We start from the raw sequence: 21,375 nt of genomic DNA on the forward strand, positions 1-21,375 counted from the left end.
AAAAAGGCCCTGCGATAATTCGCGGGGCCTTTTTTATCACCGTGGCGTAATGTGTTGCGCTTATTTGTAAAGAACAGCAGTGCCGTGCAGGTTGTCAGAGCCGGTTACTGAGGTGATGCGAAACGACTTTGCGCCCATCTCATCGGCTTTCTGAGCCAGTTGATCTTCTACGGAGGCAAGGTTGGAGTTCGCACGTACTCCAACGGTCGCCACTTCCTGCTGGCCTGTCGGAGCAGATTGCACTTCAACAGCAGCGACGCTGGCAAAAGAGAGAGAACTCAGTACAGCAGCAGTAAACAGCGCAGTGATATTTTTCATGATGTCATTCCTGGATGCAGATGAAGGATGCCGTTAAACATTTAATTAACGATCGATACACAAATCGTAGATGTGATCTGCATCAGGCGTCAATGGTTTTTTATAACGATCATTAAATAAAATAAATTTTACTTAAAATTCATAACGATATGATTTATCGATATGTGCTAATTTGCTGCTGGTTATCTGTCGGGAATATTTTTATAATGGTCATTCAACAAACTAACAAAGGTTAGGCGGCGATATGACCAGTGAAGTCAGCAGTTGCACCAAAAAAAGCCGTGGCCGACCGAAAGTGTTCGACAGGGAAGCGGCGCTCGACAAAGCCATGACGCTATTTTGGCAACATGGTTACGAAGCCACATCATTATCCGATCTCGTCGAAGCGACCGGGGCGAAAGCGCCGACGCTGTATGCCGAGTTCACTAACAAAGAGGGGCTGTTTCGCGCCGTCCTCGATCGTTACATCACCCGTTTCGCGCGCCAGCACGAAGCGCAGTTGTTGTGCGAAGAAAAATCTGTGGAAAGCGCGCTGCGGGATTACTTCACCGCCGTGGCGAAGTGCTTTACCAGTACGGATACGCCCGCCGGGTGCTTTATGATCAATACCTCGGCGACGCTGGCGGCATCGTCACAGGCCATTGCGAACACCATAAAATCGCGACACGCACAGCAGGAAGAGACGCTGCGTCAGTTTCTCACCGCTCGCCAGCTGCGCGGCGAAATTCCGCAGACGGTTGACACGCTCGCACTAGCGCAGTTTTTAGGATGTATCTTGCAGGGCATGTCGATCAGCGCGCGTGAAGGCGCGAGTTGTGAAAAACTGCTGCAAATCATTCAAACCACTCTGCGGCTGTGGCCGGATTTGATCAAAGCCTGAAAAAAAATGAGACGGGAAACCGTCTCATCTCGCCTCTGTGATTGAGATATCACATTTCAATAATAGGTAAAATCTATCAGCGTTTTCCCCCGCTTTGCTATTCTTAATTGTGATTATTGCGCGGCTAATGATTAGTCCGGATGATACAAATAATGAGCATCATGATGATGCAGCTATGTACTTGCTTTCCTTTGCTCTCACCCTAAGTGCTGTATTGAACGACTTCCGAGGATAAAGGGTATTTACCTGTACTTAACACATGCAGAAGGAAAATGGAGATGATTTTGCTATTACCATTCATTAAAGTGTTAATAGTAATAACATTATTATTTGGTCTGTGGGTTTTGTTGGGTGGTTCAGTACTGTTTGCATTTATTTCAATTGTGATAACAGGCCTGCTGCTGGTTCGCCAACACGACTTTATTTGACTGATTAAAGCCTTGCAGAAATGTGAGGCTTTTTTAATGAAAAAAGGCTCCTCAGCCTGAGCGATGAGGAGCCAACATGCAGAGTACTTCTGTTTTACGCTTTGTTATTCAAAACGAGTTGACCATTGCCATCCAGCGGAATTTGCGTACCGGGATCTTTATCCATACGGATTTTTCCCTGCTGGTCACCGATTTTATACGTCACGTCATAGCCGAGCATTTTTTCTGACTTGTCATACACAGTGCTGCAACGTTGCTGGGTCGTGGTGTAGGTATCCCTTTCTTGCATCCCACCCTGAATCTGATTACCGGCGTAACCGCCGCCTAATGCACCAACGACTGTGGCGACATCTTTACCGCGACCACCACCAAACTGGTGCCCCAGCACGCCACCCGCTACCGCGCCGAGTACAGAACCGGTAATCCGGTTTTCATCTTGTACGGGACGACGATGCGTCACTGTCACATTTCGACACTCCTGACGTGGCGTTTTAACTGTTTCCTTGATTGGCGTCGCAGAAACCACTTGCGCGTACTGCGGACCGCGCTCAAACACGTTCAGGCTGGCAACTGCGGCAACGCCCAGTGCAGCGGCCACGCCAATACCGATACCCGCTAACATTGATTTGTTCATCAGGATTCTCTCCCTGTTTGCTATTGGTAACAATTTTGCAACTTCGCAAGCAAGGAAGCCAATCAGAAAGAACGTAAAAAGAGGGATAGTGGGCAGGAAAATGACGACATTCAGAGTTATCCGAGCGGTTTGACGCCATCACTAGAGGGATATGCTGCTCCCCGGGCAGATAAAGCCGCAGGGAGCAGAACAGCGTTAGTGCAATTTGAGACGCGGGCGGATCACCCGGTTAATGCTGCCGACCAGCATCATCAGGCCGGTTTTGAAATAACCATGCAGCGCGACCTGGTGCATGCGGTACAGCGAGATGTACACAAAGCGTGCAATACGGCCTTCAACCATCATCGAACCGCGCATCAGGTTGCCCATCAGGCTGCCAACGGTTGAGAAATTGGACAGAGAAACCAGTGAGCCATGATCTTTATAGACATACGGTTTCAGCGGCTTACCTTTGATCTGCGCCAGAATGTTATGCAAGGCAAGGCTTGCCATCTGGTGAGCGGCCTGCGCACGCGGCGGTACAAAACCACCTTCCGGTCGGGCACACGACGCGCAATCGCCAATCGCGTAAATATCCGCATCGCGGGTGGTTTGCAATGTTGGTTCGACCACCAGTTGGTTAATACGGTTGGTTTCCAGACCGCCAATCTCTTTCATAAAGTCCGGCGCTTTGATACCCGCCGCCCACACCATCAGATCGGCGTTGATGTATTCGCCCTCTTTCGTGCGCAGACCACCTTCATCAGCGCTGGTCACCATCGTTTGGGTCAGTACGCGCACGCCCATTTTGGTCAACTCGTTATGCGCAGCACCGGAAATCCGTGGCGGCAGCGCAGGCAGAATGCGTTCGCCGGCTTCCACCAGCGTCACGTTCAGCGCTTCATTTGTCAGACCTTTATAACCATAACTGTGCAGCTGTTTCACCGCGTTGTGCAGCTCCGCAGAGAGTTCAACACCGGTTGCCCCACCGCCAACAATCGCAATATTGACTTTGCCGTTAGCGCCAAGGTTCGCTGAATATTTCAGGAACAGATTGAGCATTTCCTGGTGGAAACGGCGCGCCTGGTGTGGGTTGTCGAGGAAAATGCAGTGCTCTTTCACGCCAGGCGTGTTGAAGTCGTTCGACGTGCTGCCGAGCGCCATCACCAGCGTGTCATAGGCCAGTTTACGTTCCGGAACCAGCAATTCGCCCTTCTCATCGCGCAGTTCAGCAAGCGTAATGGTTTTGTTTTCGCGATTAATATCAACGACAGAACCGAGCTGGAACTGAAAATGGTGATTACGCGCGTGCGCCAGGTAGCTCAGCGCATCAACCCCTTCATCCAGCGAACCCGTCGCTACTTCATGCAGCAACGGTTTCCACAAATGGCTGTGGTTACGATCGACAAGCGTGATTTTCGCTTTTTTGCCGCGGCCAAGCTTTTTACCTAACTGCGTCGCCAGTTCCAGACCACCAGCACCACCGCCTACAATCACAATTTTCTTCAATGGTGTAGTCAACGTGACCCCCTAAAATATTAACCAATTGTTAATTAAAAGTTATAAAAATAGCCTTTATTTAACAACAAGTTACGCACTTACGACCAGATATTGACGCTGAGAATAACACGAACGGTTCAATGGTCATACCAAAATTGATATGCATCAAGTTTTGATGCTTAAAAGATGAGCAAGTGTAGTCGACAGGCAAAATAATGCCCGGCGAAACGCAGAAATAAAAATAACGCCAGCAGGTTAGATAACCTGCCGGAATAGGGAATTAACCGAGGGTTTTGAAGGCCTTAATGCGCTGGAGATGCGGGGAGATATTCTTGAATTTATGCGACTGTTCTTCGTCCCAGACAATTTCGTAATAGGGGTGCAACTCCTCGGCTGAGCGCTGGCTGTTCAGTGCTTCGTCCTGGCGCGAAAGGATCACCAGGCAGCGATCGCGATTTTTCTCACGAAAGTTGGAAACGCATTTGGTGGCAATATCCTGGTACTCTTCCGGGCGATCAATTTTCCCTTCCATGTTCTCGTAAGGAAACAGGTTAGGATTGAGGATCACCTGACGGATATCGCACAGGAAACCGATGCGCTCGGCCCAGTAACCGCCAAGGCCGACACCGCAAATCAGTGGACGCTCGTCGATATTGAGCTGCAACATTTTATCCACTTCTTTCAGCAGATGCTGCATATCATGCTTCGGGTGCCGCGTACTGTAGCTAATCAGACGTACATCCGGATCAATAAACTGCAGCTGCAACACTTTTTCATGGTTGCCGGGGCTGTTTGAGTCAAAACCGTGTAAATAGATAATCATGGTATCCTCACCACTTCGACATCGCGTCCGCAGGAATTAACGGGCCTCTTTGTGCTCCTGCCAGCGCGCATGCAGCTGCTCCAGTTCGTTATGAGCCGCCTTCCAGCGCGCTGAACTCATCAACTCCTGACGAGAATATGAACCTTTATGATACAAATGCGTAACACGTTGTGCATTGATCGGCGACAGGTTATCCAACACGCTTACTGCGCCTTTACGATTATTACAGACCAGGATCATATCGCAACCGGCATCCAGCGATGCCTGGCCACGTTCAGCGTAACTTCCCATGATAGCTGCGCCTTCCATTGACAAATCATCCGAAAAAATCACGCCGTCAAAACCCAGCTCGCCGCGTAATATTGTTTTCAGCCAATATGGCGAGCCGCTGGCCGGACGCGGATCGGCGTCAGGATAGATAACGTGCGCGGGCATAATCGCATCGAGTTTGTTTTGCTCAATCAGGTTGCGGAAAATCGTCATATCATGCGCGCGGATCTCGCCTTGTGGCCGCGGGTCGCGTGGTGTTTCTTTATGGGAATCGGCCGTAACCGCCCCGTGACCGGGAAAGTGTTTACCGGTGGTTTTCATCCCTGCGCTGTGCATCCCGTCGATAAAGCGCGTCGCCATAGCCAGCGCTTTCACCGGGTCTTCATGATACGAACGCTCGCCAATCGCCGCGCTGATATGCCCAATATCCAGCACCGGGGCAAAACTGATGTCGATATCCATGGCGATCATTTCGCTGGCCATTAGCCAACCCGCCTCCTGAGCCAGGCGTCCGCCCTCTTCCAGCCCATGCAAAGCAGCAAAAGATTGTGCGGCGGGTAAGCGAGTAAAGCCGTCGCGAAAACGCTGTACGCGCCCGCCTTCCTGATCAACCGCCACCACCAGACGATGATGCGAAGCGCTGCGGATCTGGCGCACCAGCTCCCGTAATTGCTCGGGATCGTGATAATTACGGGTAAAGAGGATCAGGCCACCAACCAGCGGGTGCGCCAGAATCTCGCGCTCTTCCGCATCCAGTTCGTACCCTTCCACATCCAACATCACTGGGCCCACATTTACCTCTCTTGTTCTTTTTTCGCTAGCTGACGCCATATTTCATTCGCCAGCGTAATAAATTGTTGATCGCCCGTTTGCTGCCAGCGGCACTCATACCAGCCAGACATCAGCATCAAAACCCACGGACGCCAGCGCCGGACCCGGCGCCACAGCAAAGCGGGATTAATGGCAGACTGATGCGCATAGCGATTCACCAGTTCCTGCCGCTCTGCCTCGTTTTTCGTCCATATCGCCGCCAATTCCAGCGCGACATCGCCATCGCCCGCATATTCCCAGTCGATCAGCCGCAACCCCCTGGCACTCTGCACCAGGTTTCCGGCGTGGACATCCATATGTAACGGTGCCAGCCGTAGCGGCACAGGTTCTTTTTGCTGGCGCAACTGCTTTAACTGGCGCAGCCAGAACGGCGTCCGCCGCGAACGCGCACTCTGCTGCCAGTAACCTTCAAGCAGCGGCAATAATGTTATCCGCCAGCCAAACAGCGGCTGGCGGTGTAAATCGTACAGTAACGGCACCAGCACACTGGCCTGCGGCAGCACAGCGCAGACCTCGCCGGGTAGATAATCGACCGCCATCCACTCGCCGGTGAATAAGCGCGGGCGTGGAGCAATAGAAGCTGGCAAGCGGCGGAGTAAGCGATACTGACGCAGAAAAGGCGATGATGTCGCCTGGTGCCGTTTTCGCAGCACCAGCGTATGCCGTCCATCGCTAATAAGACAACTCCCGCCGCTGAGGCCGGTATTCTGGCTGGCGACGGGAGTATAGGTCGGAAAGTAGCGTGACAACACCTCGTCACGCGTCTGTTTATTGTTGCTGAACCGCACCTTTACCCGACCAGATAATTTCGCCGGTCTGTACCAGCATCAATTGCATTTGCAGCGCCGGTGCGTTGACATTCCCGGTCGCGTTGGAATAGAGCACATACTGCGCCCCGACGTTACGGGCAATACCGATGGCTTTACTGCGTGTACCGAGGCTGTCCTGTGGAGAGAGCCCCAGTTGTTGCTTCGCGACCGCCAGTTGCTGCTCGGTAACAAGCGTAAATTTACCGTTATTCGCTAACGCGTTGCGCACCACACCCGTTGCTTCGCTCGTGTTAATGGAACCATTGGTTCGGTTATTAACGCTATCCACTAACAGCACGCTGCCTGCGTTCGCACCGCTGACCTGCAACATTTTACCGACCATCGGCTGAACGGCGCCATTCCAGTCAAAATGACGCTCGCGCGGCGCGGGCTGCCCCGTTTGATCCTGATGCTCAATTGGCCCCGGTTGCTGCTGCGGCAGCGTCGGGACTGAAGGCACTTCCGGCACCGGTTGTTGCGGCTGTACCGGCGTGGGTTGTTGCGGCGTGCCTGCACCACCCGCCTGATCAACCGGCGCGGGTTGCTGATCGCTAATACAACCCGCAAGCAGCACGGCCAGGGTTGTCAGTAGCGCGTAGCGTCCAATAGTTTTAATCAAGAGTCACCCCTTACAGGTAAAGATAAAGTCTGACGCTGTGCGCACCCAAATAGTTGGCGCTGCCATACACCGTCACGCCCGAATTTCCCGGGATCGTGACGGTTCGCGGCGCTTCCAGCGGGTGCATTTCCAGACCTCTGGCGTCATACCAGAAAAAACGATAATGCACGGTAACGGGCTGCTGTCGTTCATTAAACAACCGTGAAGACGCGGAAGGCTGGAGTTCATGCGTACTTAACGTCGGCGGCTGCGCAATAATCCCGGAGGCCAGAATGCTCGATTCCATCACTAACGTCTGGTCATCGGCGACCGGGATCGTAGGACGTGAACTGCACCCCATCAGTACCAGCGCTGCCAGCCATAACGCGACACGCCCGTTCGTCATATTAAAGACCTTTATGAGCCAGCATCGGCCCCAGTGCGCGCCCGCCGAGCAGGTGCATATGAATATGATAAACCTCCTGCCCGCCATGACGATTACAGTTCATGATCAAACGGTAACCGTCTTCAGCAATCCCTTCATCGCGAGCAATTTTCGCCGCAACCGTCACCATGCGCCCCAGCGCCTGCTCGTGCGCTTCGGTCACGTCGTTCACGGTTGGGATCAGAATGTTTGGCACAATCAGAACATGGGTTGGAGCTTGCGGAGAGATATCGCGAAAAGCGGTAACCAGTTCGTCCTGATAAACAATATCCGAGGGAATTTCGCGGCGAATGATTTTACTGAAAATGGTTTCTTCGGCCATGACGTTTTCCTTTTATGTTCGCGGAGCCAGCCCGCAGCCGTCGTCAATTACGTGCCCTAGAGTATGATCGAGATTCTCTTGTTGTTTCAACCAAAACGCTGTTTTTCTTTCACCTTTCCGGCTTTGCTGGCACGCAATCGCCCGCGTTTAAGGCGCGCTGCGGTGAAATGGTATTTCAATGGTGAATATTACATCTGTTTACATTCATATGGTGAATGCGTATATTTCGCATTTGCATTTTCATGCGCGATTATTATCAGACGAATTACAAAACCCGCCTGACGCGACAACGTATCGCTGTAAGGCTTTCCCTCTAACGCACCATTAAGGGTTTATGCATGTCTTTCACTCATCACGCCAGGGACGAAGTGCGTCCGTTAGCCGCCACACCGTCTCTGCTTGCCGCCTGTATTGCAATGGCTTTAGTCCCTTCTGCTGCGTTTGCGGCAGAGATCGCCGCAGCATCTGAAGATACGGTTGTGGTTGATGGCGCAGCATTAAGCACCTCTGACAGCCAGGCGCAAGACTACAGCGTCAAAACCACCACCACTGGCACCAAGCTGTTACTGGTCCCGCGAGATATTCCACAATCTGTGAGTGTAGTCAGCCAGCAGCGTATGCAGGATCAGCAGCTAAATACGATCGAACAAGTGCTGGATAACACGATTGGCGTCAGCGCATCGCGCATTGACAGCCACCGTACGAACTTTTTCGCCCGCGGCTTTTTCGTCAGTAACTTTGCTTATGAAGATATGCCGACATTCCTTGATAACCGCTGGAATTTTGGTGATACCGCAGGCGACACGGCAATTTATGACAAGATTGAAGTGGTGCGCGGCGCGGCCGGCCTGATGAGTGGAACAGGTAATCCCTCTGCTTATGTCAACATGGTGCGTAAACATGCCGACAGCAAAGAATTCAAAGGAACCGCCACCGCGACTTACGGTAGCTGGAACGATCAGCGCTATGTGCTGGATCTGCAAGCACCGCTGAGCGAATCGGGCAACGTGCGCGGCCGGGTTATCACTGGTTACCAGGATAAAGATTCCTGGGTTGAACGTAACCACTACCGCAAAAAATTCATTACCGGTGTAGTGGATGCAGATATCACTGATTCCACTACCCTTTCTCTCGGCTATGACTATCAGGAAAGTGAAGAAGACAGCCCGACCTGGGGCGGTTTCCCGTCGCTGTACAGTGACGGCAGCCGCACGCATTTCCGCCGCGGTTTCAATACCGCTGCTGACTGGGCTTACTCCAATGTCGACTCTTCAAAAATTTTTGCCAACCTGACCCAGCGTTTTGACAACGGCTGGGAAGCGAAAGTTAACGCCATGCATGCGGAAACCAACTTCGACAGCAAGCTGATGTATATCGACGGTTACCCGGATAAAACCACCGGTCTGTATGATGCCTCGCAGTGGCAAGGCGCATGGGGCGGCTGGAACCGTGGCGAGCGTAAACAAGACGCTATTGATGCGTTTGTTCGTGGTGGTTACGAGTTGTTTGGCCGCCAGCACGAAGTGATGTTCGGTGGTAGCTACAGCCGCCAGCGCAACAATTATGACAACTCATACCCGGTGAATGATAATTCCGGCCTGATGGATGTCGGCAATATTCATAAATATAACGGCAACACGCTGGCCGACCCGAGCTGGTCTGACTGGGCGCTCTACCAGCGCGATGTGATCCGCCAGAAATCGCTGTATGCGGCAACCCGTATCTCTTTGGCCGATCCGCTGCACTTGATCCTCGGCGCGCGTTATACCGAATGGCGTGCAAAATATAATCTGGAGCGTAAGCCGGATGAGATTCGTAACAGCAAGTCCGATGACGTCACGCCATACGCAGGCCTGATTTATGACATTGATGACACCTGGTCTGTTTATGGCAGTTACACCTCTATTTTCGAGCCGTCCAGTCAGCGCGATATCAATAGCGAATTTCTTGAACCTACCACCGGTAAAAGCTATGAAGCTGGCATCAAAGGTGACTGGTATAACACACGTCTGACGGCGACCCTGGCGGTATTCCGTACCGAGCAGGATCACGTTGCCGTATCGACCGGCGAGTACATTCCAAATTCCGGCGGCCAGACCGCGTATAAATCCGTCAACGGCACGGTAAGCAAAGGCATCGAATTTGAGCTCAACGGGGCTCTCACCGACAACTTGCAGCTCACCTTTGGTGCCAGCCGTTTTATGGCTGAAGATGGTGACGGTGTAGCCGTTAACCCGGAACAGGCGCGCACCACGATGAAATTATTCACGCGCTACCAGTTGCCGATGCTGCCAGAGCTTTCCGTTGGCGGCGGCGCGCGCTGGCAGAATAAAACCTGGCAGGAGATCAAAGGCCCGAATGGAGACATGCGCATTACGCAAAGCGGTTATACGGTGGTGGATCTGTTCACCCGTTACCAGGCAACTAAAAACTTCGCTATCCAGGCCAATCTGAACAATGTGTTCGATAAAGAGTATTACGATTATCTGGGCACTTACGGTGTGTACGGTGCGCCGCGTAACTTCTCTGTAAGCGCCAGCTACAGCTTCTGATAATCGCAGCCGCGAGCCACTAAGCCCGCCGTCCTCCCGGCGGGCTTTTTTATTCTGTTTTCTTGCTCCCGAAAAACGGCCATTACCGATAACTGCCCGCCCCCAGTTCTCCCGCGATCGCTTATAGCAGACGTTTCCGCTGCACTTATCCTTGCGCATTTAACGCTGAATGTAGTGTGAGTGTGAGGCGCGTCTGTGAGTCACATGACAGCCAGCTTGCCAGAGCGGAGGGGGAATGGCACACGGTCTGTGGGCAGCGACGGGTTTTGTCACTCTTTCTTTTCAGTACAGTAAAAATTCAGCGTTAGAAAAGGCGGCATTGATTGCGTCTGGCAGGGCATACCGACATTCTGAAAAAGAAGCTCTGTCTGCCCGGTGAAATTTAAATCAAGAGACAAACCTGTTACTGACCAGATCCACAGCACATAGTTTTCAGTGGACAATAAAAAAGGGAGCCATCAGGCTCCCTCAGTCTCCCCAGACTATGGCTTAGTTGTTACGGATGTACTCATCCATTTCGGTTTTCAGGTTATCGGATTTAGTACCGAAAATTGCCTGTACACCGGAACCAGCAACAACCACACCCGCAGCACCCAGTTTCTTCAGGCCAGCCTGATCCACTTTCGCTACGTCAGCCACGCTGACACGCAGACGCGTGATGCACGCATCCAGGTTGGTGATGTTCTCTTTACCGCCGAACGCCGTAACCAGAGCCGGAGCCATTTCGCTGGTAACGCCAGCTTTGCTCTCTTCCGTGGTGTCTTCACGACCCGGGGTTTTCAGATCCAGCGCTTTGATCAGCACGCGGAAGATGGTGTAGTAAACCACCGCGTAGCATGCACCGATAACCGGGAACAGCCACAGCTTGCTGCTGTTGCCGCTCAGCACGATGAAGTCAATCAGACCGTGAGAGAACGACGTACCGTCACGCATACCCAGCAGGATACAGATCGGGAATGCCAGGCCAGCCAGAATCGCGTGGATAACGTACAGGATCGGCGCAACGAACATGAAGGAGAACTCGATCGGCTCGGTGATACCGGTCAGGAACGAGGTCAGCGCTGCGGAGATCATGATACCGCCCACTTTTGCGCGGTTTTCCGGTTTTGCGGAGTGCCAGATAGCGATAGCAGCAGCCGGCAGACCGTACATTTTGAACAGGAAGCCGCCAGACAGTTTACCCGCAGTCGGGTCACCCGCCATATAACGCGGGATATCGCCGTGGAACACCTGACCTGCTGCGTTGGTGAACTCGCCAATCTGCATCTGGAAAGGTACGTTCCAGATATGGTGCAGACCAAACGGCACCAGGCAACGTTCAATGAAGCCGTAGATACCGAACGCCACAACCGGGTTCTGGTAAGCGGCCCACTGGGAGAAGGTCTGAATCGCAGTACCGATCGGCGGCCAAATGAAGGAGAGGATCACGCCGGTGAAAATCGCTGCCAGACCGGAGATGATCGGCACGAAACGTTTACCAGCGAAGAAGCCCAGATACTCAGGCAGCTTGATGCGATAGAAGCGGTTAAACATATACGCGGCAATCGCGCCGGAGATAATACCGCCAAGCACACCGGTATCAGCCAGGTGTTTTGCGGCAATTTCTTCAGCAGGTAAATGCAGAACCAGAGGCGCAACCACTGCCATGGTTTTCACCATGATGCCGTAGGCAACAACGGAGGCCAGAGCCGAAACGCCGTCGTTATTGGTGAAGCCAAGCGCAACACCGATAGCGAAGATCAACGGCATGTTAGCAAAAACGGAACCGCCCGCTTCGGCCATAACGTGGGAAACCACTTCTGGCAGCCAGCTGAAGTTTGCAGAACCGACGCCCAGCAGGATACCTGCGATAGGCAGTACGGATACTGGCAGCATCAGCGATTTACCGACCTTCTGCAGGTTAGCAAATGCATTCTTAAACATAATTGAGAGTGCTCCTGAGTATTAGTGCTTTTTTCTACGCTTTCACGCATTGGCGAGGGGGGAGAACCGCGCCGTGGGAAGGGCATCTAAGCGCCCTTTATTTATTACACAGAGTAAAATAAATCAGTAAAAGTTTGTTTGACGGCTATCACGTTTCAGCTAGCGCCAGTTACGAAACTCACACTGATTTACAAAAGGTATCGGCTTCCGTATGAAAAACGACCGCCACCGCCTTTTTTATGGCGGTGAACTTTACTCCGATCGTTTATTAATTACGAGTACTAAAATAAGCTGACAGATCAGGCAGATTGCAGGCGGGATGGGTCAACATGGAACAAACGGGCAAAGTTCTGTGTCGTTTGTTGCGCAAGCGCTTCGACAGAAACGCCTTTCAGCACCGCCATATATTCCGCCACATCGCGCGTCATTGCGGGCTGGTTCTCTTTGCCACGATGCGGCACCGGGGCGAGATAAGGCGAATCGGTTTCGACCAGTAAGCGATCGAGCGGAATGTAACGTGCCGCATCACGCAACTGCTCCGCGTTGCGGAAGGTGACGATACCAGAAAACGAGATGTAAAAGCCCATATCCAGCAGCTTACCTGCCGTTTCACGATCTTCAGTAAAGCAGTGCAACACACCACCGCAATCCGTCACGCGCTCTTCCTGCAAAATCGCAAGCGTGTCTTCTCGCGCATCGCGCGTATGGACAATCACCGGCTTGTTCAGTTCACGGCCAATACGGATGTGGTTACGGAAGGATTCCTGCTGGCGCGGCTTCGTTTCCGGCGTATAAAAATAGTCCAGCCCGGTTTCTCCCATCGCCACGACGCCCTCTTCCGCCGCCAGTTGGCGCAGCGTGTCGACATCGTACTCTTCATCCTGATTCAGCGGGTGCACACCGCAGGAAAAGACCACATTCGGGCGCTCACCCACCAGCTCACGCATCGCACGGTAACCCGGTAACGTCGTAGCCACCGCCAGACAAAACTTCACGTCGCGCGCGGCAGCTTTCGCCAGCACGTCATCAACGTTTTTGTGCAAAGAGTGGTAATCCAGGCCATCAAGATGGCAGTGCGAATCAACTAAAAACATAATCTTCTCTTACAGATGGGAGACAGGAAGCGTTACGCCCGTTTGCTGGTAACGTTCCAGCGTTAACAATAAATCGGTCAGCAGCAACTCGCGGTTAACCCCGACCACACTAAGCAACTGTTCACGACAGGTAAAAATAGCATGCAGTAACGCGTGCAGCGTTGGCGCTTGCACCTGGCGCGCCAGCTTTTCGACCAGCCCTAAGGCATCAACATTGCTGAGCAATGTCGCCCCTTGCTGCATTTTTAATGCATCAAGCAGCAACGCAGAGAGCCACTGCAAACGCTCAGCCACCTTGTCGTGGTTCAGTGTCGGGAGCATCGCCAGCCAGTCACCGCTATTCAGCGCTGCGTCTGTCGCCTGGCATAGCAACTGCCGTTGCGCCCAGACATCGGTCTGAAGCAGCGCTTCTGCCGCGCCAGGCGAACCGGCGCACAAACGTAGTGCGGTCAGAATCGTCTCTTGCGAGGCGGTAACTTCCCGTGCAAGCCAGCTGCAGGCGTAGTTTTCTGCGGGAGGCGCAAGGTGGTGCAAGCGGCAGCGGCTGCGCAAAGTCGCTAACAATCTTGCCGGCTCCCGACAGCCGAGGAAGAACCAGGTGCGCGCGGGCGGCTCTTCCAGCGTCTTCAGCAATGCGTTGGCGGCGGCGTCGGTCAATAACGCGGCATCCTGGATCCACACCACTTTCGCGCCGCCCAGCCGCGCATGTTCGTAAAGCTTTTCACTCACTTCACGCACCGCATCAATGCCCAGCGCGGATTTTCCTTTTTCCGGTGCCAGTGCATAGTAATCAGGATGCGTTCCAGCCTGCATAAGCTGACAGCCGCGGCAGTGGCCGCAGCTTTTATGGCCTTCAGGTGTCTGGCATAACAAGAAACGGCTGATGGCGTAAATCAACGCATCTTCGCCCATCCCCGGCAGGGCGTGGATCAGCAACGCGTGGTGCCCACGACCGCTCTGATAACTGGCAACCAGTTGCTCAAAATCGGGACGCAGCCACGGATACCATTTCATGCGCCCTGCTCCTGCACCCAGGCTGTTACCGTCTGGCGGATGTCGGCAATCACGTTATCCAGCGGTTGAGTAGCATCAACGGTGCGAATGCGGTCATCTTGCGCAGCCAGTTCAAGGTAGCGCGCGCGGGTACGATTAAAGAAATCCAGCGACTCTTGCTCAATACGATCCAGCTCGCCACGCGCACGCGCACGTTTCAGGCCAACTTCCGGTGTGACATCCAGATAGAGCGTCAAGTCCGGGCGAAAATCGCCCAGGACGACATCGCGCAGCGTAGCCAACATAGTCTGATCGATGCCTCGTCCGCCGCCCTGGTACGCCTGCGTTGAGAGATCATGGCGATCGCCGATCACCCAGCAACCACGCGCCAGTGCAGGTTTAATGACAGTTTCTACCAATTGAACCCGGGCTGCGTAAAACATCAGAACTTCGGCCTTGTCGGTAATAACTTCATCTCCGACAGAACGGATATCCAGCACCAGGCTGCGCAATTTTTCCGCCAGCAGCGTACCGCCCGGTTCCCGCGTAAACACCATTTCACCGACGCCAAGCTCTTTCAGCGTCTCAACGATGACATCGCGCGCCGTGGTTTTCCCTGCGCCTTCAAGCCCTTCGATAACGATGTATTTACTGCCCATTTTTTTCCTTAAGTACTTTCAGGTAGTCCTGCACTGCCCGGTTATGGCTGGCGAGATTGGTATTAAATGTATGTCCGCCTTTACCATCCGCGACAAAATAGAGATACGGCGTCTTCGCCGGATGCGCCGCCGCTTTCAGCGAGGCCTCACCGGGTGTAGCAATAGGGCCCGGCGGCAAACCGCTAATTACATAGGTGTTATAGTCGGTCGGCGTTTCCAGATCGGCGCGCGACAGCTTACCATTATAACGCGCGCCCATCCCGTAGATAACCGTCGGATCGGTCTGCAGCCGCATCCCGATGCGCAGCCGGTTAATAAAGACGGAGGCCACCTGATCGCGCTCGCTGGCAACAGCCGTCTCTTTTTCGACAATCGACGCCATGGTTACCAGCTGGTTCTGATCTTTATACGGTAGCCCCTCCATACGCCCTTCCCAGGCTTGCTCCACCGCACGCGACATTTTCTGATGCGCACGCTTGAGCAACGCAACGTCCGTGGTGTTAGCGGTGTACATCCAGGTATCGGGCCAGAACCAGCCTTCCACCCACTGCGGATGCTCCAGTTTCAGGGCTTGCGCCACCGTCGCGTAGTCGTCGTCTTTCAGGGTGTGTTTGATGTAGGGCGCGTCGCGCAGCTGTTTGAGGTAATCGCTCAGGCGCATACCTTCGACCAGCCGTAGCGGAAACTGTGCTTCTTTACCACTCTCCAGTAACTGCAGCATCTCGCGCACGGTCATCTTCGGTGTAAAACGGTAGGTGCCAGCTTTGAAATGTGAAAGATCCGGTTCCAGTCTCAGCAGCCACTGAAACACGCGCGGGCGATTAATTACCTTTTCGCGATACAGCAATTCACCCAACGCCACACGGCCGGTTCCGGCGGGCAGCGTGAAAATGGTTTCATCTTTTATCAGGATCTGGCTGTCCGCTAACTGGCGAACCTTCCAGACGCCGGCTCCCGCCGCGATAATCAGCAAAGCCAACAGGAGGAGAACTACGCGTAACATTTTCTTCATGACGGATTTATGCGCTCACACAAGGGGGCTAAAAAGTGGTACAAATCGCGCGCTGACCAGTGCTGTTCCGCCCACTGGCGAACCGGGACAACTGGCATCAACGCGTTACAAATAATGACTTCGTCGGCCAGCATCAGCACATCATGCCGCGCATTGACTTCGACAACCTCAAAAGCGGAAGTTTTCAGCTGGCGCAAACAGTATTGACGCATGATGCCATCAACACCGGCCTGATCAACGCGCGGCGTGAAGACCTTCGAACCCTGCCGCCAGAAGATATTGGCGGCACAACATTCAACCAGCCAGCCTTCGCTATCCAGCACCAGCGCTTCATCAGCAGAGGTCTGCTCAAGCCCGGTGCGAATCAATACCTGCTCCAGGCGGTTAAGGTGTTTGATCCCGGCAAGCATCGGGTTACGCCCGAGGCGAATATCACTCAACGCCAGGGTTACCCCTTCCTGCCGCCACCGAGCGTAATGGGCAGGGCTTGCTGATAGCGACACTATCCGCGTCGGCGTATCACAACCCGCTGCGCTATAGCCTCGTCCGCCAGTGCCACGGCTGAGAATAACTTTCACCACACCCTCTTCTTTCTCTTTCGCGAGGTGTGCCATTTCCCGCGCCAGTATGTCCCAGTCGAGATAAGGGATCTGGAGCCGTTTACAGGCAAGACGCAGGCGCTGGAGATGCGCGTCGGGAAACTGGATTTGCCCGTCAAGGACACGCGCGGTGGTAAAACAGCCATCGCCAAATTGCGTCGCCCGATCATTCGCGGCAAGCCATTGCTGCTCTTTACCATTAATCAAGAACATAGAGGGCTCCTTATGCGTCTGGGCGGACAGTTTGGCAGGTTGAAAAGCGCAGGACAAGGGGATAAACCCGAATAGAAAAGGCCCGACAAGCGGGCCTCCAGTACACAGCGAAATGATCAGACTTTCTTGAAGATCAACGAGCCGTTGGTGCCACCGAAACCGAAGGAGTTACACAGGGTGTACTCCATACCGCTTACCTGGCGTGCAACATGCGGCACAAAATCCAGATCGCAACCTTCATCCGGGTTATCCAGGTTGATGGTCGGCGGAACAGCCTGATCGCGCAGGGCGAGGATCGAGTAGATAGATTCTACTGCGCCTGCCGCCCCCAGCAGGTGGCCGGTCATCGATTTGGTCGAACTAACCATTACTGTGCGAGCCGCGTCGCCAAAGACCGATTTCACGGCCTGCGCTTCTGCCATATCTCCCGCCGGCGTAGACGTACCGTGCGCATTAACATAGCCAATCTGGCCCGGGGTGATGCCGGCATCACGCAGTGCATTAACCATCGCCTTCGCGGCACCCGCACCGTTTTCCGGCGGAGACGTCATGTGATAAGCATCGCTGCTCATACCAAAGCCGACGATTTCAGCATAAATTTTCGCACCGCGCTTTTTCGCATGCTCATACTCTTCCAGCATGATGATGCCAGCGCCATCGCCGAGAACAAAGCCGTCACGCTCTTTGTCCCACGGACGGCTTGCCGCCTGCGGGTTATCGTTGCGGGTAGACAGCGCGCGCGCTGCGCCAAAGCCACCGACGCCTAACGGCGTACTCGCTTTTTCCGCGCCGCCTGCCAGCATGGCGTCGGCGTCGCCGTAGGCGATGATACGTGCCGCATGACCGATGTTATGCACACCTGAGGTACACGCTGTCGCGATGGAAATACTCGGGCCTTGCAGACCGAACATGATAGTCAGATGACCTGCCACCATGTTGACAATCGTTGAAGGTACAAAGAACGGGCTGATTTTACGCGGCCCACCCTTGACGAGGGAGCTATGGTTTTCTTCGATCAGGCCGAGACCGCCGATACCAGAACCAATCGCTGCGCCAATACGGGATGCGTTCTCTTCTGTGACTTCAAGGCCGGAATCCTGCATGGCCTGAACGCCAGCCACAATTCCATATTGAATGAAGTCATCCATCTTGCGCTGTTCTTTACGCGAGATGATGTCCTCACAGTTAAAATCCTTTACTAAGCCAGCAAATTTGGTTGCATAGGCGCTAGTATCGAAATGGTCGATCAGGCTGATGCCACTCTGACCGGCAAGGAGAGCTTTCCAGGTAGACTCTACGGTATTGCCGACAGGAGACAACATGCCAAGTCCGGTCACAACTACACGACGCTTAGACACGTTTGTCCTCCAGGGAGGGTATAAAAAAGAGATTCGTGGGATAACTACAGATAAAACTCAGGCGGTCGAGTGACCGCCTGGAGATGTTCACTTACGCCTGGTGGCCGTTGATGTAATCAATGGCAGCCTGAACGGTGGTGATCTTCTCAGCTTCTTCGTCCGGAATCTCAGTATCAAACTCTTCTTCCAGAGCCATTACCAGCTCAACGGTGTCAAGAGAATCAGCGCCCAGGTCTTCAACGAAGGAAGCATTGTTGGTAACTTCTTCCTGCTTAACGCCCAGCTGTTCGCCGATAATTTTCTTAACGCGTTCTTCGATAGTGCTCATACTCTTAAATTTCCTATCAAAACTCGCTTTCGCGATGGTTTTCGTAGTGTATAAAATGTTGAAAAATTTGCAACTAAATCCCGGCAGTTCTTACCACGATTTTACGCTATTTTGAGGCCTTTCGCCCTAATAACGCAAATAATTTTCATCGTGGTTAAACCATATACATTCCGCCATTGACGTGCAGGGTTTCACCAGTGATGTAACCCGCCTCGTCAGAGGCTAAAAATGCAACCGCACTGGCGATTTCCTGAGCACCGCCAAGGCGACCCGCAGGAACCTGCGCCAGAATACCCGCACGCTGATCATCAGACAGCGCACGCGTCATGTCCGTTTCAATAAAACCCGGAGCAACAACGTTTACAGTAATACCGCGGGACGCAACTTCACGCGCCAGCGATTTACTGAAACCGATAAGACCCGCTTTCGCCGCAGCGTAGTTGGCCTGACCAGCATTTCCCATGGTACCAACCACAGAACCGATAGTGATAATACGCCCATGACGCTTTTTCATCATAGCGCGCATTACCGCTTTTGACAGACGGAAAACAGATGAAAGATTGGTGTCGAGAATATCGTTCCACTCATCCTCTTTCATGCGCATCAACAGGTTATCACGGGTGATCCCGGCATTATTTACCAGAATATCAACCTCGCCAAATTCTGCGCGAATGTTTTCCAGAACAGATTCGATAGATGCAGCATCGGTCACATTCAACACCAGACCTTTGCCGTTCGCACCTAAATAGTCGCTAATCGCCTGCGCGCCACTCTCGCTGGTCGCCGTACCGATAACCTTCGCGCCACGGGCAACGAGGGTTTCAGCAATAGCGCGACCAATACCGCGGCTTGCACCGGTTACCAGTGCGATTTTTCCTTCAAAACTCATGGTCTTCCTCTTTTATTGCGCAAGTGCCTCTGACACGGCAGCCGGCTCGTTGAGCGCAGATGCAGTCAGGGTGTCAACAATACGTTTAGTCAGGCCGGTGAGGACTTTACCCGGGCCAACTTCATATAAGTGCTCAATGCCCTGCGACGCCATCAATTCAACGCTTTTCGTCCATTGCACGGGGCTGTACAGCTGACGCACCAGCGCATCACGAATCGCTTCTGGCGTCGTTTCGCACTTCACATCCACGTTATTTACAACCGGGATCTGCGGCGCGTTAAAAGTAATGTTCTTTAATTCAGCGGCCAGTTTTTCTGCGGCAGGCTTCATCAGCGCACAGTGCGACGGTACACTAACCGGCAGCGGCAGCGCACGTTTGGCACCTGCAGCCTTGCAAGCAGCGCCTGCGCGTTCAACGGCTTCTTTATGACCAGCAATAACCACCTGGCCTGGCGAATTATAGTTCACCGGAGAGACAACTTGCCCTTGTGCCGATTCTTCACATGCTTTGGCAATGGAAGCATCATCCAGGCCGATAATGGCAGACATCGCGCCAGTACCCGCCGGCACGGCTTCCTGCATGAATTTCCCACGTAGTTCAACCAAACGAACCGCATCAGCAAACGCGATAACACCCGCACACACTAATGCGGAGTATTCGCCCAGGCTATGCCCCGCCATCAGCGCTGGCGTTTTACCACCCTGCTGCTGCCAGACGCGCCACAGCGCGACAGAAGCGGCCAGCAGCGCCGGTTGTGTCTGCCAGGTTTTGTTCAGTTCTTCCGCCGGGCCTTGTTGCACCAGAGACCAGAGATCATACCCCAGAACAGCTGATGCCTCTGCGAATGTCTCTTCAATCACCGGATAAGCCGCAGCCATATCAGCTAACATACCGACGGTTTGGGAGCCTTGTCCCGGGAACACAAAAGCAAATTGCGTCATTTTTTTATCCTTATACTCAGAAACGAACCAGCGCCGAGCCCCAGGTGAACCCGCCACCAAACGCTTCCAGCAGGACAAGTTGCCCCGGCTTAATGCGTCCGTCGCGTACCGCTTCATCAAGCGCGCTGGGAACGGAAGCTGCGGAGGTGTTGCCATGGCGATCCAGCGTAACAACAACGCTATCCATCGACATGCCGAGCTTCTTCGCTGTCGCGCTGATGATACGCAAGTTAGCCTGATGCGGCACCAGCCAGTCCAGCTCGCTGCGCTCAAGATTATTGGCTGTTAATGTTTCATCAACAATACGCGCCAGCTCTGTCACCGCAACTTTGAATACTTCGTTACCCGCCATCGTCAGATAGGTCGGGTTCTCCGGGTGTACACGATCAAGGTTAGGCAGCGTCAGCAGCTCGCCGTAGCTCCCGTCTGCGTGCATATGTGTGGAGATGATGCCTGGCTCTTCGGAAGTGCCCAGCACAACAGCGCCTGCACCATCACCAAACAGAATAATCGTACCGCGGTCGTCCGGATCTAATGTCCGCGCGAGCGCATCAGAACCAATGACCAACGCATGTTTCACCGCACCAGATTTAACATACTGATCGGCGATGCTCAGCGCATAGGTGAAGCCCGCACACGCAGCAGCAACGTCAAACGCCGGGCAGCCTTTGATTTCCAGCATGTTCTGGATTTGGCAGGCTGCACTCGGGAAGGCATGCGTTGCAGAGGTAGTAGCAACAATGATCAAGCCTATCTGATCGTTATTGATGCCCGCCATCTCAAGCGCACGCTTAGCGGCTTCATAGCCCATGGTCGAAACCGTTTCGTTTGCAGCGGCGATGCGGCGCTCACGGATCCCTGTACGGCTGACAATCCACTCGTCAGAGGTTTCCACCATTTTTTCTAAATCGGCGTTTGTCCGAACCTGCTCAGGCAGATAACTGCCGGTACCAATAATCTTCGTATACATGTACGC

Annotated in this window: 22 protein-coding genes; 2 read left to right on the plus strand and 20 right to left on the minus strand. The window is 53.4% G+C overall.

Annotated elements, in window-relative coordinates:
* Window positions 1–60: 60 nt before the first annotated feature.
* Window positions 61–318: a multiple stress resistance protein BhsA gene (bhsA, locus tag RT644_RS09430; protein ID WP_045507123.1), complete on the minus strand. Its 258-nt coding sequence runs from the start codon at window positions 316–318 to the stop codon at window positions 61–63.
* A gap of 244 nt (window positions 319–562) precedes the next feature.
* Between bhsA and RT644_RS09435 the strand changes: the two genes are divergently transcribed.
* Window positions 563–1,198, plus strand: coding sequence for a TetR/AcrR family transcriptional regulator (locus tag RT644_RS09435; RefSeq protein ID WP_097407886.1), 636 nt, complete (start codon window positions 563–565; stop codon window positions 1,196–1,198).
* A 522-nt stretch (window positions 1,199–1,720) separates the two neighbouring features.
* Here the strand turns inward: RT644_RS09435 and RT644_RS09440 are convergent.
* From RT644_RS09440 to hinT, 8 genes are all read right to left on the minus strand, one after another.
* Entirely contained in the window at window positions 1,721–2,260 is a 540-nt protein-coding gene (locus RT644_RS09440) for a glycine zipper 2TM domain-containing protein (protein ID WP_020457466.1), read from the minus strand.
* A gap of 195 nt (window positions 2,261–2,455) precedes the next feature.
* Complete coding sequence (locus tag RT644_RS09445) at window positions 2,456–3,760, minus strand: NAD(P)/FAD-dependent oxidoreductase (protein ID WP_313626449.1); 1,305 nt, start codon at window positions 3,758–3,760, stop codon at window positions 2,456–2,458.
* A 259-nt stretch (window positions 3,761–4,019) separates the two neighbouring features.
* Window positions 4,020–4,562 (minus strand): alpha/beta hydrolase YcfP, encoded by a 543-nt coding sequence (gene ycfP / locus RT644_RS09450; protein WP_020457464.1) that lies wholly within the window; start codon window positions 4,560–4,562, stop codon window positions 4,020–4,022.
* 36 nt (window positions 4,563–4,598) lie between these two features.
* Window positions 4,599–5,624 carry a beta-N-acetylhexosaminidase gene (gene nagZ / locus RT644_RS09455; protein WP_313626450.1) on the minus strand — a complete coding sequence of 342 codons (1,026 nt, stop codon included), beginning with the start codon at window positions 5,622–5,624 and terminating at the stop codon, window positions 4,599–4,601.
* 2 nt (window positions 5,625–5,626) lie between these two features.
* Window positions 5,627–6,451 carry a thiamine kinase gene (gene thiK, locus RT644_RS09460; RefSeq protein WP_313626451.1) on the minus strand — a complete coding sequence of 275 codons (825 nt, stop codon included), beginning with the start codon at window positions 6,449–6,451 and terminating at the stop codon, window positions 5,627–5,629.
* Window positions 6,432–7,091: a penicillin-binding protein activator LpoB gene (lpoB, locus tag RT644_RS09465; protein ID WP_313626452.1), complete on the minus strand. Its 660-nt coding sequence runs from the start codon at window positions 7,089–7,091 to the stop codon at window positions 6,432–6,434. The genes thiK and lpoB overlap by 20 nt, the downstream gene beginning before the upstream one ends.
* Window positions 7,092–7,101: 10 nt before the next feature.
* Window positions 7,102–7,476: a YcfL family protein gene (locus RT644_RS09470; RefSeq protein ID WP_045507112.1), complete on the minus strand. Its 375-nt coding sequence runs from the start codon at window positions 7,474–7,476 to the stop codon at window positions 7,102–7,104.
* 1 nt (window position 7,477) lies between these two features.
* Window positions 7,478–7,837, minus strand: coding sequence for a purine nucleoside phosphoramidase (gene hinT, locus RT644_RS09475; RefSeq protein ID WP_020457459.1), 360 nt, complete (start codon window positions 7,835–7,837; stop codon window positions 7,478–7,480).
* 338 nt (window positions 7,838–8,175) lie between these two features.
* Between hinT and fhuE the strand changes: the two genes are divergently transcribed.
* A complete protein-coding gene (fhuE, locus tag RT644_RS09480) occupies window positions 8,176–10,389 on the plus strand; it encodes a ferric-rhodotorulic acid/ferric-coprogen receptor FhuE (RefSeq protein ID WP_313626453.1) in 2,214 nt (737 codons plus the stop codon).
* Between the two features lie 489 nt (window positions 10,390–10,878).
* Here the strand turns inward: fhuE and ptsG are convergent, their stop codons facing one another.
* The 11 genes from ptsG to RT644_RS09535 all read right to left on the minus strand — a co-directional run bounded on the left by ptsG (window position 10,879) and on the right by RT644_RS09535 (window position 21,369).
* The gene (gene ptsG / locus RT644_RS09485) at window positions 10,879–12,312 is read right to left on the minus strand and encodes a PTS glucose transporter subunit IIBC (RefSeq protein WP_017456430.1); all 1,434 of its coding nucleotides are present in this window, start codon (window positions 12,310–12,312) and stop codon (window positions 10,879–10,881) included.
* Window positions 12,313–12,611: 299 nt separating this feature from the next.
* Entirely contained in the window at window positions 12,612–13,406 is a 795-nt protein-coding gene (locus RT644_RS09490; protein ID WP_313626454.1) for a metal-dependent hydrolase, read from the minus strand.
* 9 nt (window positions 13,407–13,415) lie between these two features.
* Entirely contained in the window at window positions 13,416–14,420 is a 1,005-nt protein-coding gene (holB, locus tag RT644_RS09495) for a DNA polymerase III subunit delta' (RefSeq protein WP_313626455.1), read from the minus strand.
* On the minus strand, window positions 14,417–15,058 hold the full coding sequence (gene tmk / locus RT644_RS09500) for a dTMP kinase (protein WP_313626456.1): 642 nt from the start codon (window positions 15,056–15,058) through the stop codon (window positions 14,417–14,419). The genes holB and tmk overlap by 4 nt, the downstream gene beginning before the upstream one ends.
* Window positions 15,048–16,070 carry a cell division protein YceG gene (gene yceG, locus RT644_RS09505; protein WP_313626457.1) on the minus strand — a complete coding sequence of 341 codons (1,023 nt, stop codon included), beginning with the start codon at window positions 16,068–16,070 and terminating at the stop codon, window positions 15,048–15,050. Before yceG ends, tmk begins: the two co-directional genes overlap by 11 nt.
* Window positions 16,067–16,882, minus strand: coding sequence for an aminodeoxychorismate lyase (gene pabC / locus RT644_RS09510; protein ID WP_313626458.1), 816 nt, complete (start codon window positions 16,880–16,882; stop codon window positions 16,067–16,069). The genes yceG and pabC overlap by 4 nt, the downstream gene beginning before the upstream one ends.
* A 116-nt stretch (window positions 16,883–16,998) precedes the next feature.
* Window positions 16,999–18,240 (minus strand): beta-ketoacyl-ACP synthase II, encoded by a 1,242-nt coding sequence (gene fabF / locus RT644_RS09515; RefSeq protein WP_044489622.1) that lies wholly within the window; start codon window positions 18,238–18,240, stop codon window positions 16,999–17,001.
* Between the two features lie 91 nt (window positions 18,241–18,331).
* Window positions 18,332–18,568 (minus strand): acyl carrier protein, encoded by a 237-nt coding sequence (acpP, locus tag RT644_RS09520; RefSeq protein ID WP_000103754.1) that lies wholly within the window; start codon window positions 18,566–18,568, stop codon window positions 18,332–18,334.
* Between the two features lie 154 nt (window positions 18,569–18,722).
* Window positions 18,723–19,457: a 3-oxoacyl-ACP reductase FabG gene (gene fabG, locus RT644_RS09525; protein ID WP_020457450.1), complete on the minus strand. Its 735-nt coding sequence runs from the start codon at window positions 19,455–19,457 to the stop codon at window positions 18,723–18,725.
* Window positions 19,458–19,469: 12 nt separating this feature from the next.
* Entirely contained in the window at window positions 19,470–20,399 is a 930-nt protein-coding gene (gene fabD / locus RT644_RS09530) for an ACP S-malonyltransferase (protein WP_020457449.1), read from the minus strand.
* A gap of 16 nt (window positions 20,400–20,415) precedes the next feature.
* On the minus strand, window positions 20,416–21,369 hold the full coding sequence (locus RT644_RS09535; RefSeq protein ID WP_097407552.1) for a beta-ketoacyl-ACP synthase III: 954 nt from the start codon (window positions 21,367–21,369) through the stop codon (window positions 20,416–20,418).
* Between the last annotated feature and the right edge of the window lie 6 nt (window positions 21,370–21,375).

This window comes from Kosakonia sp. (assembly GCF_032104925.1).
Lineage (GTDB): Bacteria > Pseudomonadota > Gammaproteobacteria > Enterobacterales > Enterobacteriaceae > Kosakonia.

Coding starts and splice junctions, on each gene's coding strand:
- bhsA (WP_045507123.1), bottom strand. CDS start 318: ATGAAAAATATCACTGCGCTGTTTACTGCTGCTGTACTGAGTTCTCTC.
- RT644_RS09435 (WP_097407886.1), top strand. CDS start 563: ATGACCAGTGAAGTCAGCAGTTGCACCAAAAAAAGCCGTGGCCGACCG.
- RT644_RS09440 (WP_020457466.1), bottom strand. CDS start 2,260: ATGAACAAATCAATGTTAGCGGGTATCGGTATTGGCGTGGCCGCTGCA.
- ycfP (WP_020457464.1), bottom strand. CDS start 4,562: ATGATTATCTATTTACACGGTTTTGACTCAAACAGCCCCGGCAACCAT.
- RT644_RS09470 (WP_045507112.1), bottom strand. CDS start 7,476: ATGACGAACGGGCGTGTCGCGTTATGGCTGGCAGCGCTGGTACTGATG.
- hinT (WP_020457459.1), bottom strand. CDS start 7,837: ATGGCCGAAGAAACCATTTTCAGTAAAATCATTCGCCGCGAAATTCCC.
- fhuE (WP_313626453.1), top strand. CDS start 8,176: ATGTCTTTCACTCATCACGCCAGGGACGAAGTGCGTCCGTTAGCCGCC.
- ptsG (WP_017456430.1), bottom strand. CDS start 12,312: ATGTTTAAGAATGCATTTGCTAACCTGCAGAAGGTCGGTAAATCGCTG.
- RT644_RS09490 (WP_313626454.1), bottom strand. CDS start 13,406: ATGTTTTTAGTTGATTCGCACTGCCATCTTGATGGCCTGGATTACCAC.
- holB (WP_313626455.1), bottom strand. CDS start 14,420: ATGAAATGGTATCCGTGGCTGCGTCCCGATTTTGAGCAACTGGTTGCC.
- tmk (WP_313626456.1), bottom strand. CDS start 15,058: ATGGGCAGTAAATACATCGTTATCGAAGGGCTTGAAGGCGCAGGGAAA.
- yceG (WP_313626457.1), bottom strand. CDS start 16,070: ATGAAGAAAATGTTACGCGTAGTTCTCCTCCTGTTGGCTTTGCTGATT.
- pabC (WP_313626458.1), bottom strand. CDS start 16,882: ATGTTCTTGATTAATGGTAAAGAGCAGCAATGGCTTGCCGCGAATGAT.
- acpP (WP_000103754.1), bottom strand. CDS start 18,568: ATGAGCACTATCGAAGAACGCGTTAAGAAAATTATCGGCGAACAGCTG.
- fabG (WP_020457450.1), bottom strand. CDS start 19,457: ATGAGTTTTGAAGGAAAAATCGCACTGGTAACCGGTGCAAGCCGCGGT.
- fabD (WP_020457449.1), bottom strand. CDS start 20,399: ATGACGCAATTTGCTTTTGTGTTCCCGGGACAAGGCTCCCAAACCGTC.
- RT644_RS09535 (WP_097407552.1), bottom strand. CDS start 21,369: ATGTATACGAAGATTATTGGTACCGGCAGTTATCTGCCTGAGCAGGTT.